Source organism: Fodinibius sp. GM108, from assembly GCF_058386985.1.
Map to the genome: position 1 here is coordinate 75,809 of NZ_JBYEIR010000006.1, position 13,255 is coordinate 89,063.

Below are 13,255 nucleotides of genomic sequence, written 5' to 3' on the forward strand. Positions count from 1 at the left end.
TTACATAGCATGATCTTGTGCTGCTTGCTCACTGTGGCAAGTATGGATTTAAAGGCTCAGGATCAAAAGATTGGATATGTTGATACTGATTATATCCTGTCACAGATGTCGGAATATGAAGGCATTGAACAGCAGCTGAGTTCTATCAGCAAAGAATGGAAGAACGAGCTGGAAGAACTCGAGCAGGAAATAAATCAGCTGCAGGAAGATTATCAGTCGAAGGAGATTTTGTATACTGATGAGCAAAAAGCTAAGAAAAAGCAGGAAATTCAGGATAAAATAGAAGAACGTCAGCAATATCTGAATCAGAAATTTGGAGCTGAAGGAGAATATTTTCAGAAGCAGAAAGAGCTCCTTGAACCGATACAGCGTAAAGTTTTTGAAGCCGTAAATGTAGTGGCACAAAGGCAAAACTTTGATTTTGTTTTTGATCGGGCACAAGACTCAAATATGCTCTATGGCGGCGAAGAATGGAATTTGAACGAAGAGGTACTACAAGAGCTTGGAATTACGTTGAATGATACAAGCAATTAATTAAAATTGTTGTTATACTCACACGCCTGAAATCTTTGAATCTCAAAACAAGCAGAAATAATGTTTAGAAAGCTAGGAAGTATATTTTTCCTGTTCTTGTTTATTGCAAGCACAACTGCATTCGGCCAGGTTAATATCGGTTATATGAATGCACAGGAAGTTTTAAATCAGATGCCTGAACGCTCTGAAGTTGAACAGCAGCTTAACAGCTTTATTCAGGAAAAGCGACAAGAGCTGCAAGAGCGAACAGCATCGTTTCAGGATTCAGTGGCTACTTTCCAGCAAAATCAAGAAAATTTGACAGATGCTCAGGCTCGTCAACAAGAACAGCAGTTGGCACAGATGGAGGCATCATTGCAGGAGTTTCAGCAAGGATTACAACAACAAATACAGCAGCGAAGAGCTCAGTTATTACAACCATTATATGAGAAGATGGATGAGGCCATTGCTGCTGTAGCAGAAGAAAGGAATCTGGATTTTGTCATAAATGAAGCTACCAACACTGGTGAGAATGTTATCTATTATTCGGAAAGTCAGCAGCTGAATATTACAGACGAAGTTTTAGAACACATTAACGGAACATCTGCTCAGAATTAATTAACAAAAATAACGGGACTATGATTAAACGAATACTATCAGTAACTCTTCTTTGCTTATTTGTTGTCGGTTTTACCGGCCTTTCAACAATACAGGCACAACAAACTCAAAATCTTGAAATTGGCTATGTAGATCCCCAGTCTATTCTTAATAAGATGCCTGAAATGAAAGCAGTTCAACAAAAGCTGCAGAACTTTATTGAACGTAAACGAGAAGAGTTCGCTCAAAAGCAACAGGAATTTCAGCAACAGGTATCGGAATATCAGCAAAAGGAGTCGGTTATTTCTGAGTCAGCTAAGAAAAAAGAAGAAGAACGGCTTGGTAAGCTGAATGCTGAGTTGCAACAATTTCAGTCTCAAATTCAGCAAGAAATTCAGCAGCGTCAACAAGAATTGGTAAGTCCGTTACTGGATCAAATCGACTCTGCAGTGAGCACTGTAGCCCAAGAAAGAGGGCTTACTTATGTGATTAATACAACAACGAGTCAAGGCGATGCTATTATTCTCTATACTTCTGATGAGGCTGAACAGAAGTACAACATTACCGATCAGGTAATGAGAGAACTGGGTATATAAAGCCACTTCCAGGACTTGTAGAAACTAAAAGGGCAGCTCATACCGGCTGCCCTTTTTCATTTAGTCGACTCGTCGTTTACGGTTCCGTATATAATCCTCAAAAATATAGCCGCCCAGGTTATCAAGAGACGCAAAATAAGCTCGCCCTTTATTGGTTTCTGTCAGTTCGCGAACGAAATCTTGCAAATAGGTATCCTGTGCAATCATAAAGGTCGTGATATCTATATTATCGCGACGGCATTTTACGGCCTCATTAAGTACTCTGTTGACAATCTTACGATCGAGCCCAAAGCTGTTTTTATACATCTTGCCATTTTCGATGATACACGATGGTTTGCCATCAGTAATCATAAAAATTTGTTTGTTGGCAAATTTTCGACGATGCAGTATGTGTCTTGCTACCTGCAGAGCCTGTTGTGTATTTGTATGATAGGGTCCTACTTCAAGATAGGGTAAATCTTCGATATCTATTTTCCAGGCTTCATTTCCGAAAGCAACTATATCCAGTGAGTCTTTTGCATAATTGTTTAGGATGAGTTCGGAAAGAGCCATTGCTACTTTCTTGGCGGGAGTGATGCGATCTTCGCCATAAAGAATCATAGAGTGGCTCAAATCGATCAGCAGAACGGTTGCCATCGAGGTGTAGTGGTCTGTATCGTGTACGCGGATGTCATCCTCTTTAAGGCCCATCTGATCGATATTACTGTGTTTCAGCATGTTCATCATAGTGCCTACACTGTCGATATTGGCGATATCATCACCCTGTTGCCACCGACGGGTTTCAGGCTGACGTTCGAGCCCTTTGCCGGTGTAGACGGTCTGATGTCTGCCGTCTGCCCCTTTGTCAAGACTTCGGAATATTTCCTCTAGTGAACGTTTGCGCAGGCTGCGTTCTGCCTTGCGGGTAATGACATAAATTTGCTGCTCATCGTCTTTTTCGATGTAGCCCCGCTCTTTTAACTCATCTATAAAATCACCTATACCGTAATCATCAAATTCTTCAGTTAGGCCGTATTCATTGTCTAGCTCATTAAGCCACTTGAGAGCTTGGGAAACATCACCGCTGGCAATGGTCAGCAATTCTTGAAATGTGTCCCAAAGCGAGTCAAAGGGGGATTTCCCTTTGTTTCTGGCAAATCGTTCGTCCCATTTTTGGTACTTGAAATGCATACGAAAAAGATTGACTTTAGCAGGTGTATTATTAACGCAATGAAGATTCTTTTAATTCATAGTAATGAATAATTCCAGCAATTTAAACGGGGACCCTGTCGATCGAATTGCTTTTGAGCGGCGGCTTTGGGATGAAGATTATGAACGCGTTATGGGGCTCGATGAAGTTGGCAGAGGATGCTTATCTGGTCCGGTAGTTGCTGCAGGAGTAATATTCAAACCCGGTACATTCATCGATGCGATCAGAGACAGCAAAACATTAGAGCTGGCAGAACGAAAAGAACTGACGCAGGAGATAAAAGAAAAAGCCGAATTTTGGACGATCCAGTGGTGTAGCCCGGAAGAAATTGATGAGCTAAATATCTTGCATGCGTCCATTAAAGCGATGACAAAATGCACAGAAGCAAAAGGTGCTAATCCCGATTATTTATTGGTGGATGGTAATCGCTTTAGCGCGGGTTTGTGCCCCCATAAATGTTTGGTAGGTGGCGATGATCGCTCAATGAGTATTGCTGCGGCTTCGATTATCGCAAAGGTCTACAGAGATGAATGGATGATTGATTTACATGAAGAGTATCCCCATTACGGCTGGGATACGAATGTAGGTTACCCCACACCTCAGCACTTTGAGGGACTGGAAGAACATGGGGCTACTAAATGGCATCGGCAGAGCTTCAGTTTACGAACCGAAAGTTTTATTGATGAATAATAGTTGATCGGTTTCTGGAGTAGATTTTTTCCTTTCTTTAACTTATCGATAGATACTGAGTTGTCGTTTATAGAAGTCGAGATTTAAACAGATACCGAGCATTAAGGTATTTGTTATAAGGGCAGATCCTCCATAACTAATAAATGGCAGCGGTAAGCCTATTACGGGTAACAGACCCGAAGCAGATCCTACGTTGATGAAGAAGTGGGTCAGGAATACCGTCATGACACCCACAATCACAAGTTGTGCAAAAGGGTGTTTGTGAGTTGCGGCAGCCTGTAGCAGCCGTAATAGTAGTGCCAGCATTAACAGAGTTACAAAAGCAGCTCCAATAAATCCGAACTCTTCGCCAATCACACAGAAAATGAAGTCGGTCCACTGCTCGGGTAAAAACCGTAGCTGAGTTTGGGTACCCTCCATAAATCCTTTGCCGTATAGGCCGCCGGAGCCGATAGCTGTTTTTGCCTGTATGACATTCCAGCCTGCTCCCTGTGGATCAAACGAGGGGTTGGTAAATGCTTCGATGCGATTGCGCTGGTGCGGTTGCAGTACTTGAAAGAGGGCAACTTGAACAGTTATGACAATTAAAACGCCTGTGGCAAATGAGGTGAAAGTAAGCCAGGTCCTGTGCTGCAACGCAAAAATAATGAGCGTAATTATAACCGCTGCAATAAGCCCCCAATACCAACTTATGATACTCATATATCCGATGATGGCCGGAGAAATTATGAACAACGAGATTCCGTAGGGAAGACCCGACCAAAAAAGTACGACAGGTATTAGTGCTATAAAAATAATAGCAGTACCTGTATCATTTTGAAGAAGAACCAGTATTGCGGGAAATAAAATGAGTAGGACTGTTATCAGAGCCGATTTTAAATTTTCGGCTGAGATATTTCGACGGCTCGTTAAATAATTAGCAACGGCCAGTATGGTAGCAATCTTCATCAATTCGCTGACCTGCAAATTGAAAGGGCCAATTACAAGCCAGCTTTTGGATCCACTAACTTCCTTACCAACGAACAGAGTAAGGATCATTAGTAAGATACCAATGCCGTAAAACACATATGACCCTTCCTGAAAGGTGCGGGGATTGATGAACTGCAAGCCAACTAAAATCAGTATGGCAATGCCAAAGGCGATCAGTTGTTTATAAAAGTTAATTTGCACATAGCTGGGCAAAAATTCAGCGACGGGACCTTGTGTGGCACTGTAAATTGCCACCAGGCCCACTATAATCAAGCTTGCCCATAAAAGAACTAGCGACCAGCTAAGTTTCCGCAGATTGATCATTCGATTCTTCCTCTTCAGTATTTTCTGCTCGGGGTTTAAAATTTTTCACGTAGTCGTAAACATAGGACCGGTTAATTTCGCCGGTTAAATACTTTTCAATTAAAAGTGATGCTATTGGTGCCGCTGAAATAGAGCCATAGCCTGCGTTTTCAACCAGCACTGCAATGGCAATTTCGGGATCATCCACCGGAGCAAAGCTAATAAACCAGCCATGATCCTGGCCGTGTGGGTTTTGAGCAGTTCCTGTTTTTCCGGCTACTTTAATGCTGTCAAGATCTGCGTAATATCGACCGCTGCCGTTGGTAACAACACGCCGCATGCCCTTTTTCACAGCTGTAAGGTTAGCAGGATCAATCCAGGAAATTTTTTCTTTTCCAGGATTCGTAAACATAACTGATCCGTCACTTTCCTCAATAGATCGAACTAAGTGTGGCTGAATGTGATATCCACCGTTTGCAATTTGTGCAGCTACAAGAGCCATTTGCAAGGGGGTAGCTCCTAAAAATCCTTGGCCTACGCCCAGACTAAGCTGATCCCCGACACCCCAATTCCCTTCGCCAAGTACTCTATTTAAATAGGTGCTGTCTGGAAGTGTACCTATATGTTCATTCGGTATGTCGATATTATTTCTTTGTCCCAGTCCGAAGGAGGATGCCAGTTCATGCCAGCGATTGATGCCCTCTTTTTTTACAATTTCGTCCATCAGCCAAAAGAAAAAAGTATTACTCGATTCCTGTATAGCTTTCCCGAGATTATATTTTCCCGGATCTGCAAGATCGTTATATCGCCGTCCGCGAGAATAATATCCGGGATTGTCAATAGTAGTTTTCGGCGTAATGATCCCAAACTCTAATCCCATTAAACCCATAAGAGGTTTGAATGTTGAACCGGGAGGTTGGCTGCTTGAAAGGGCACGGTTGTAAAGAGGATTAGTGGTATCAGCATTTAAAGAAAGCCAATAATCGCTGTCAATACGCCCCGAAAGTTTGCGGATATCGTGCTGGGGTGAACTTACCAAGCTAAGTACGGAACCATCATCGGGATTCAAAGCCACAACGGCCCCTCTTTTACCTTCCATAAGATCTTCGGCCAGAATCTGCAGATCAGTATCTATTGTTGTATAAAGATCAGCTCCCTTTTGTGGAGCTTCGTCAATACTTCCATCCTGATATGATCCCAGACTTTGGCCCATAGCATTTACCTTGATGTACTTCATACCTTTTGTGCCTCGCAGATGCTCTTCGTAGGCCATTTCCAAGCCGCTTTTGCCCACCTTATCACCTAAATGATAATTCTTGGTTTTAAGGTATTCTTCTTTTGATACTTCTCGCAGGTATCCGAGCATATGCGACGCCTTGAGACTGTCAATGGGATAATGCCGCTTACTTTCGATCTGATGACCAATACCAGGCAGTTTCCAGATATTCTCCTGAATTACAGAGAATGTTTTAAATTCAACTTCAGTAAAAAGTCGTGATGCACGATAGTAAGAATAGTCACGAGCTTCCTGAATTCGTTTTTCCACTGTTTCAACAGGCACACCCATTAAATCGGCCAACAAGGGGGTATTTTCGGGATTATAATTAGCTGGTGTGATGGTAATTGAATAAATGGGCTCATTATCTACCAGCAGGCGTCCATTACGATCGTATATTAATCCACGGGCTGGTGTAACTACTTCTTGGCGAAGTGAATTTTCGCGGCTAAGGGGACGATATGTATCAAAATCAAGAATTTGCAACTGAAACAGGCGACCCAGAATAACCAAGCCGAGTACGATAATACAGACTTGTAAAACACGGACGGAAATCTGCGTTCGTTGTTTTTTTCGATATTCCATAACTACTTATTATCTGGTTCTGAACAGTTGAATAAAGCTTGCAACAACTGCGGTGTACAGGCTGCTTCCCAGCAATTGACGCCAAAAGAACATTTCTCCCGAATAATTTTCGATTAACGCATTAAGTCCCAGAAAGATGAGATTATGCAACAGACTGGCAATGGCTATAATCAAGAATACCTGTCCTACTAATAACCTTTTTTTGGCACCCTGAGGGATAAAGTTGTATCCTATAAAAACTAATAACGTTTTTGTGAACATGTGTAGTCCCCATAGATCCAATAAAGCGTCTTGTAAAAATCCTAGTCCGGCGGCCATAAATAATGCTGCTGTTCGGTTTTTGCGGGCCATGTACCAAACCAGAAAAATGAGTATTAGGTCAGGCTGAACCTGATAAATTTTAAGATGCCGAAAAAGCATCACCTGCATTAGCAGAAATACAAGGCCGATCCCTACATTTTTTAACCGTTCCGGATTCATTCTAAAATATTCTGGTACTGTTCGTTAAGTCTTTGGATCGTTGTATCGGGTTCGAACTTGGTGATAAATCCTTCTGCGATTTCAAATAAGTTTACAAATGGTCGTATAAAAATTATTTGTGTTTCTTTGCCTACCTGCGGTTCTGTTCGAACGACTTCTCCAATAGGAATATCGGGTGGATACTGATTGCTTAATCCCGATGTTACCACTACTTCGCCGCTGTCCACCTGAATGGTTTGTGGAACATAATTGAGCTGTAACTCTTCAATTGATTTTCCATCCCAGGAAACAATGCCATACGCATTTGATTGTTGAAGTTTGGCACTTACTCTGAACATCGAATTCAAAAAGGGCATAACTTGTGAATATCCCTGAGCAGTGAGTATAACTTTGCCAACCAGGCCGTCTGATGAAACCATTGGCATTCCTTTTTTAATATCTTGTTCAGAGCCTGCATCAACAGTCAGTGAGTTCGTTACTTGATTAAGCTCTTTTCCAACAATTTGAACCGGATACAGCGTTAAATCGCTTTCGGCACTGAACTGAAGCATTTCACGCAGTCGCTCGTTACGTTGTTCCGCAGATCGCAAGCGGCTGAGTTCATCGAGCAACAACACATTTTGCTTTCGCAGATAGGTGTTTGTTTTTAAAGCCTGTCGATATACCCTAACGTTAGAAAGCGGTTCTTCGAGATAACTAAAAAGAGTAATAGAAGCTTTCCGCAGATTATCTAAGCCGCCTTGGTACCTTCCGATCATCAGCGCGATGGCAATAGTCAGAAGCAGAGCTGTAATAATATGATCCTTTGCATCCGCTATTCTGGGAAGTCTGAACCGCATTCACTTTATTCTCCTTTATGAAATGACTGTTCTGTAGTATTCAAGATCCTCAAGGATGGCTCCTGTACCCCGTACTACAGCCGTCAATGGATCTTCGGCGATATGAACCGGGAGGTCAGTTGTTTCCATAATAAGTTTATCAAGATTCTTGAGCTTGGCTCCACCACCGGTTAGCATAATTCCACGATCCAAAATATCGGCCGAGAGTTCGGGCGGTGTCTGTTCCAGCGACTTGGTAATAGATTCTACAATTGTATTGACTGACTCCGAAATCGCTTCACGAACATCCTTAGATGACACATGGCGTATGCGTGGGACACCGTTCACCAAATCCCGACCCTTCGTTTCCATATCAAGTTCTTCATTAAGTGGAGCAGCCGAACCAATTTCACACTTAATATTTTCTGCTGTTCGCTCTCCAATCAGCAGATTATGATTTCGTCTAAAATAGTTAATAATATCTTCATTAAGCTCATCACCGCCTAACCGCACCGATTGGGCATATACTATTCCTGAAAGAGCAATGACAGCAATTTCAGTAGTTCCACCGCCTACATCCACAATCATATTACCGATCGGCTCGTGCACATTCAAACCAATACCAATTGCGGCTGCCATCGGCTCATCAACAAGATGTACTTCCTTGGCACCGGCATGTTCGGCACTGTCGCGGACAGCCCGCCGCTCGACTTCGGTAATGCCACTAGGTACGCAAACGACCATTTGTCTGGTGCTGGAATACCACTTCATTTTAACCTTGTCGATCATTCCGCGGATCATTTGTTCGGCTACTTCAAAATCGGCAATAACTCCATCTCGAAGTGGTCGAACAGTACGAATATTTTTATGTGTTTTTTCATGCATCAGACGGGCTTCATGACCGCTGGCGACTGGCTCGTTCTGCATGTTTAAAGCCACAATAGAAGGTTCATTGAGAACAATTCCTTCACCGCGGGAGTAGATGAGCGTATTTGCCGTCCCAAGATCAATTGCAATGTCGGTGTATAACCAATCGAACCAGCTTTGTTTTTTCTGCTTCCTTTTCTCTTTAGGTGTGTTTCTATCCATGATTGTTTTCTGTAGATGAGCTGAGAGTAATCAATTCAATCTCAAAATAATAAGGGTGAAAATACAATTTTGTAGATCTATTTGCGAATTAATGGTGATTAAAAGTAAAAAACAAATTAGCAGCGATATTTAGTGGCGGAAATGCCGATTCCCGGTAAATGCCATAGCTAAATCCAGGTTATCAGCTGCTTCAATAACCTCATCATCCCGAATGCTGCCGCCAGGTTGAATAACACAGCGAGCACCTGCCTCGGCAGCTGCTTCTATACCATCGGCAAAAGGGAAAAAAGCGTCTGAAGCGATAGCTGTATCTTCAAGTGATAGGCCTTCTTGCTGTGCTTTTGCAATGGCAATTTCCGAAGCTTCTACACGGCTGGTTTGTCCCGTCCCGATCCCGATAGTTTGCTCATTTTTAGCATACACTATAGCGTTTGATTTTACGTGTTTCACAACTTTCCAGGCAAACAGTAAGTTTTCAATTTCCTGTTCTGTAGGCTTACGTTTTGTGACGGTTTTCAGATCCGCTTTTGTAGTAGTCAGAGAGTCAGTATCCTGGCTAAGGGCACCGCCGAATATCGATTTGAAATTTTTTGTATCCTCTACATTGAGGAACTGTTTCATGCGGATAAGCCGCCTTTTCTTTTTCTGCTTCAGCAGCTTGAGGGCGCTATCGCTGTATGATGGCGCAATAATAATTTCTGTGAAAATCTCGTCAATTTTTTGGGCGGTGTCAAGATCCAGCTCTTTATTAACAACCACTATGCCGCCGAAAGGAGACATTGTATCTGTTTGGAAAGCTTTATCCCAGGCTGCAGAGAGCTGTTTATTCGAGGCTACGCCGCAGGGTACCGTATGTTTAAAAATGGCACAAGTTGGTTTCGAATTTTTGAAATCAGTAATCAAACGCAGGGCAGCATCCACATCCATAAAATTGTTGTAGCTTAGCTGCTTGCCATGGAAACAATCAATATATGTTGATTGATCACCATAAACTGCTGCTTTTTGATGCGGATTTTCTCCATAGCGCAGTGTCTGTGACTTTGGCAGTGAGATGTTAAGCTGTTCCGGCAGTTCTTTGGTTTTATTATCCAACTCATTAAAATAGTTGGCAATGGCGGCGTCATAATTTGCAGTATGATTAAAGGCGCTTTTTGCCCACTGTCGTCGTTTTTCAAATGATATGCTGCCATTTTCTTTAAGCTCATCGATTAATTCGCTGTACTGATCTGGTGATGTTAATACACAAACATGAGCAAAATTTTTAGCTGCAGCCCGGATCATGGTAGGTCCGCCGATATCAATATTTTCGGTAGCAATTGCCGGTGTACAATCGGGTTGTGCCACTGTTTTTTTAAAGGGATATAAATTACCTATTACAAGCTCTATAGGCTTGATATCCAATTGTTTCATTTCATCCAGATCCGGCTGATAGCTTGTTCTTCCCAATATTCCGCCGTGTATAATGGGATGAAGCGTTTTTACCCGCCCGTCGAGACACTCTTGAAATCCGGTTATCTCACTAACATCAGTTACAGGAATATCGGCTTCGCGAATTTTTTTTGCCGTCCCACCGGTTGATATGATTTCGATACCTGTGGTATGCAGTTGTTTTGCCAAATCAACAATTCCCGTTTTGTCGGAAACAGAAATCAGGGCTCTGTTAATAGTGAGGGCGTTTTGAGGGAGTTCGGAAAGTGGTTGTAGTGACACGTTATTTGTTAGATTTATTTAGTTGATCAGCTAACTTTGCGATTACCTTTGGAAAAAGCTTGTGCTCTTCTTTAAGAATTCGTTTGGCCAGCGTAGTGGCATCATCAGAATACTTGATTGGAACTCTGGTTTGATCAAGAATGGGCCCGGCATCATATTCTTCCGTTACCAGGTGCACGGTACAGCCGGATTCAACCTCTTCATTTTCAAGCACGGCCTGATGCACATTCATCCCATAAAAACCTTTGCCGCCATATTTGGGCAACAGGGAGGGGTGGATATTAACAATTCGATCTTCATAGTTGCCGATAACTTCTGTCGGAATTTTAATCATATATCCGGCCAGTGCAATCAGATCGGTCTCCCATCTCTTCAATTGATCCAGAAGTGCTTCTGTGTACTCCTGTCTGTCCGAGAAATCTGAAGGGGTTAGAACCACATGCTCAATGTCGTGATTTTGAGCACGTTCAATGGCCTTTATTTCGGATTTGTTGGTGATGAGTCCGCGGATTTGGCCGTTGATTTGGCCATTTTCGGCGGCATCAATAATAGATTGAAAGTTCGTACCTGATCCGGAAGCAAAAACAACAATATTAACCAAAGTGAAGAGCAGATAATTTTCAGCTTGTTCGCCGCAAAGATAATCAAAAAAGTGGACAGATTAAGCTCCAATTTTTCTTGGTGGGAAAATATGACTTATGCCGAGTCGGTAGATTCGGATCGGAATACATAGTAATTGTTAAGGCTCCAGCTTATCTGATTGAATGTGATCTTTATAATTGTGGCAATAGGGATAGCTACAAGCATACCCAGGATTCCCGCTGTTTCGGCTCCAATCATAATAATAAACAGGATGGCCACCGGATGCATGTCGGCAGATTTTGAAAAGATGAGCGGTTGCAGTACAACATTATCGAGCATTTGAACGAAAAGAATGGCCAACACACAAGGCAGAACCAGTGAAAAATTACCCACTTCAATAATAGAAACGATTATTGATAACACATAGCCGATAATAGGGCCGAAGTAAGGAATAGTATTCGCAATACCAACAGCTATACCTACCGAAAGTGCGTTATTAAGACCGACGATAGAAAGGGCAACATATGAAGCAAAGGCAACGATAAAACTTTGCAGCATTACGGCCCGGAAGTAAAGACCCAATCGGCTTTCAATCTTGTCAATGAGGCTGAGCGTAGTTTCAAAATATTTGTTGGGTACAATTTGCAGAAGATCGCGGCGAATTTTGGTACCATCTTTTAAAAAGAAGAATGTAGCAAATGGGATAATAATTGCTGCTGAAAAGATGTTCGTAAAAATGCCGATAATATTACTTACTGCTGTTGGTATTTCTCCAACATCAAATAACTCCTGGAGGACGTCAATCAGATTATCGCTAAGAAATCCTTCAGGCAAGAATCCGAATTTCTGTGTAATTCTGTATTCGATTTGGCGGGTTATGTTTTCAATATTCTGGACATTCAATTGCCCTGCCAGTTCAACCATTTGATTTGCAACTATAGGAATGACATTGGTTGAAATCCAAACAAGAATAAGCACCAGTGCACTTAAGGTGAGAACAATAGAAAAGGTACGGTTTAGCCCCGCTGCCTGCATTCGATTTACCAGCGGATCGAGAATATAGCTGAATATCATCGCTATAATAGCATAACCCAAAAGCGTGCTGTAGTTGTACATCAGGAGGCCTACGACTGATATACCAGCCAGAACCAATAATGCTTTTACTACACGTTCAAGAGTAATATTCTTCATTGCTCTATGACTTTCATTAGCTCATCCAGATGATCATATATATCTGAAGCTCGATATCCTTTTCGTGCTAAATGATTCAGCACTTTCTTCTTGCGTTTATAAGGATCTTCTTCTCTCAAAAAGCGCCTTTTCCTTTTTAAAACCAAATTAAAAAATGTCTCTTCAAGATCTATCTCTTCAAAGGCTTTTTTGATGCTTTGTTCAGCAACAGGTTTACAAATGCCTTTTTTTAGCAAATGTGCTTTTATTTTGGCCGGTCCCCATTTACTGTATTTACCTTTATCGGATGCAAATTTTTCTGCGAACTTGGTATTGTCCAGATACCCTTTTTCCTCTAATTCATCCAATACACTATTTATAACATCTTTGGGATAATCTTTGCGCACTGCTTTATTGAATAACTCCCTGCGCGCATGATCACGTCTCCCCAGGCGCTTCATCAAGTAGGATTTTATTTTGAATCGCCCTTCCTTGCGTTGCAGTTTTCGAAAAAAGGCAGGGGTTATTTCAACGCCTTTTCTCAGGTTATATTCAAGGAGCGTCTGCTCAGCGACACCGAGCAGAAATTCACCATCAACAAAAATGGAATATCGCTCCTTGTTATTTTTTTGAACCTGGATTGAAGAAATTGCCCCGGGCAGTAGTTCGGCCGCATCATCATCCATAG

At 42.1% G+C, this 13,255-nt stretch carries 14 protein-coding genes; 4 read left to right on the top strand and 10 right to left on the bottom strand.

What is annotated here, in order from left to right:
• Positions 1–42: 42 nt before the first annotated feature.
• The 3 genes from ACT3ID_RS12190 to ACT3ID_RS12200 are packed head-to-tail and all read left to right on the top strand — an operon-like array spanning position 43 to position 1,706.
• Positions 43–534 (top strand): OmpH/Skp family outer membrane protein, encoded by a 492-nt coding sequence (locus tag ACT3ID_RS12190; protein WP_491542320.1) that lies wholly within the window; start codon positions 43–45, stop codon positions 532–534.
• 60 nt (positions 535–594) lie between these two features.
• Positions 595–1,131: an OmpH/Skp family outer membrane protein gene (locus tag ACT3ID_RS12195; protein WP_491542321.1), complete on the top strand. Its 537-nt coding sequence runs from the start codon at positions 595–597 to the stop codon at positions 1,129–1,131.
• Positions 1,132–1,151: 20 nt separating this feature from the next.
• Positions 1,152–1,706: an OmpH/Skp family outer membrane protein gene (locus tag ACT3ID_RS12200; protein WP_491542322.1), complete on the top strand. Its 555-nt coding sequence runs from the start codon at positions 1,152–1,154 to the stop codon at positions 1,704–1,706.
• A gap of 60 nt (positions 1,707–1,766) precedes the next feature.
• Here the strand turns inward: ACT3ID_RS12200 and ACT3ID_RS12205 are convergent, their stop codons facing one another.
• On the bottom strand, positions 1,767–2,876 hold the full coding sequence (locus ACT3ID_RS12205) for a vWA domain-containing protein (RefSeq protein WP_491542323.1): 1,110 nt from the start codon (positions 2,874–2,876) through the stop codon (positions 1,767–1,769).
• A 64-nt stretch (positions 2,877–2,940) separates the two neighbouring features.
• Here ACT3ID_RS12205 and rnhB point away from each other — a divergent pair, with 64 nt between their 5' ends.
• On the top strand, positions 2,941–3,585 hold the full coding sequence (rnhB, locus tag ACT3ID_RS12210) for a ribonuclease HII (RefSeq protein ID WP_491542324.1): 645 nt from the start codon (positions 2,941–2,943) through the stop codon (positions 3,583–3,585).
• 42 nt (positions 3,586–3,627) lie between these two features.
• Here the strand turns inward: rnhB and rodA are convergent, their stop codons facing one another.
• The 9 genes from rodA to ACT3ID_RS12255 all read right to left on the bottom strand — a co-directional run bounded on the left by rodA (position 3,628) and on the right by ACT3ID_RS12255 (position 13,253).
• Entirely contained in the window at positions 3,628–4,878 is a 1,251-nt protein-coding gene (rodA, locus tag ACT3ID_RS12215) for a rod shape-determining protein RodA (RefSeq protein ID WP_491542325.1), read from the bottom strand.
• Positions 4,856–6,718 (bottom strand): penicillin-binding protein 2, encoded by a 1,863-nt coding sequence (mrdA, locus tag ACT3ID_RS12220; protein WP_491542326.1) that lies wholly within the window; start codon positions 6,716–6,718, stop codon positions 4,856–4,858. The genes rodA and mrdA overlap by 23 nt, the downstream gene beginning before the upstream one ends.
• A gap of 9 nt (positions 6,719–6,727) precedes the next feature.
• On the bottom strand, positions 6,728–7,198 hold the full coding sequence (mreD, locus tag ACT3ID_RS12225) for a rod shape-determining protein MreD (RefSeq protein ID WP_491542327.1): 471 nt from the start codon (positions 7,196–7,198) through the stop codon (positions 6,728–6,730).
• Entirely contained in the window at positions 7,195–8,037 is an 843-nt protein-coding gene (gene mreC, locus ACT3ID_RS12230) for a rod shape-determining protein MreC (protein ID WP_491542328.1), read from the bottom strand. The genes mreD and mreC overlap by 4 nt, the downstream gene beginning before the upstream one ends.
• 15 nt (positions 8,038–8,052) lie before the next feature.
• Positions 8,053–9,105, bottom strand: coding sequence for a rod shape-determining protein (locus ACT3ID_RS12235; RefSeq protein ID WP_491542329.1), 1,053 nt, complete (start codon positions 9,103–9,105; stop codon positions 8,053–8,055).
• A 129-nt stretch (positions 9,106–9,234) separates the two neighbouring features.
• On the bottom strand, positions 9,235–10,815 hold the full coding sequence (purH, locus tag ACT3ID_RS12240) for a bifunctional phosphoribosylaminoimidazolecarboxamide formyltransferase/IMP cyclohydrolase (protein WP_491542330.1): 1,581 nt from the start codon (positions 10,813–10,815) through the stop codon (positions 9,235–9,237).
• Between the two features lies 1 nt (position 10,816).
• Positions 10,817–11,416: a phosphoribosylglycinamide formyltransferase gene (gene purN, locus ACT3ID_RS12245; RefSeq protein WP_491542331.1), complete on the bottom strand. Its 600-nt coding sequence runs from the start codon at positions 11,414–11,416 to the stop codon at positions 10,817–10,819.
• A gap of 95 nt (positions 11,417–11,511) precedes the next feature.
• On the bottom strand, positions 11,512–12,588 hold the full coding sequence (locus ACT3ID_RS12250; protein WP_491542332.1) for an AI-2E family transporter: 1,077 nt from the start codon (positions 12,586–12,588) through the stop codon (positions 11,512–11,514).
• Positions 12,585–13,253 carry a regulatory protein RecX gene (locus ACT3ID_RS12255; protein ID WP_491542333.1) on the bottom strand — a complete coding sequence of 223 codons (669 nt, stop codon included), beginning with the start codon at positions 13,251–13,253 and terminating at the stop codon, positions 12,585–12,587. Before ACT3ID_RS12255 ends, ACT3ID_RS12250 begins: the two co-directional genes overlap by 4 nt.
• Positions 13,254–13,255 lie beyond the last annotated feature (2 nt).

Excerpts from the sequence above, each read along its gene's own strand:
- ACT3ID_RS12190 (WP_491542320.1), top strand. The coding sequence starts at position 43 with ATGGATTTAAAGGCTCAGGATCAAAAGATTGGATATGTTGATACTGAT.
- ACT3ID_RS12195 (WP_491542321.1), top strand. The coding sequence starts at position 595 with ATGTTTAGAAAGCTAGGAAGTATATTTTTCCTGTTCTTGTTTATTGCA.
- ACT3ID_RS12200 (WP_491542322.1), top strand. The coding sequence starts at position 1,152 with ATGATTAAACGAATACTATCAGTAACTCTTCTTTGCTTATTTGTTGTC.
- ACT3ID_RS12205 (WP_491542323.1), bottom strand. The coding sequence starts at position 2,876 with ATGCATTTCAAGTACCAAAAATGGGACGAACGATTTGCCAGAAACAAA.
- rnhB (WP_491542324.1), top strand. The coding sequence starts at position 2,941 with ATGAATAATTCCAGCAATTTAAACGGGGACCCTGTCGATCGAATTGCT.
- rodA (WP_491542325.1), bottom strand. The coding sequence starts at position 4,878 with ATGATCAATCTGCGGAAACTTAGCTGGTCGCTAGTTCTTTTATGGGCA.
- mrdA (WP_491542326.1), bottom strand. The coding sequence starts at position 6,718 with ATGGAATATCGAAAAAAACAACGAACGCAGATTTCCGTCCGTGTTTTA.
- mreD (WP_491542327.1), bottom strand. The coding sequence starts at position 7,198 with ATGAATCCGGAACGGTTAAAAAATGTAGGGATCGGCCTTGTATTTCTG.
- mreC (WP_491542328.1), bottom strand. The coding sequence starts at position 8,037 with ATGCGGTTCAGACTTCCCAGAATAGCGGATGCAAAGGATCATATTATT.
- ACT3ID_RS12235 (WP_491542329.1), bottom strand. The coding sequence starts at position 9,105 with ATGGATAGAAACACACCTAAAGAGAAAAGGAAGCAGAAAAAACAAAGC.
- ACT3ID_RS12250 (WP_491542332.1), bottom strand. The coding sequence starts at position 12,588 with ATGAAGAATATTACTCTTGAACGTGTAGTAAAAGCATTATTGGTTCTG.
- ACT3ID_RS12255 (WP_491542333.1), bottom strand. The coding sequence starts at position 13,253 with ATGGATGATGATGCGGCCGAACTACTGCCCGGGGCAATTTCTTCAATC.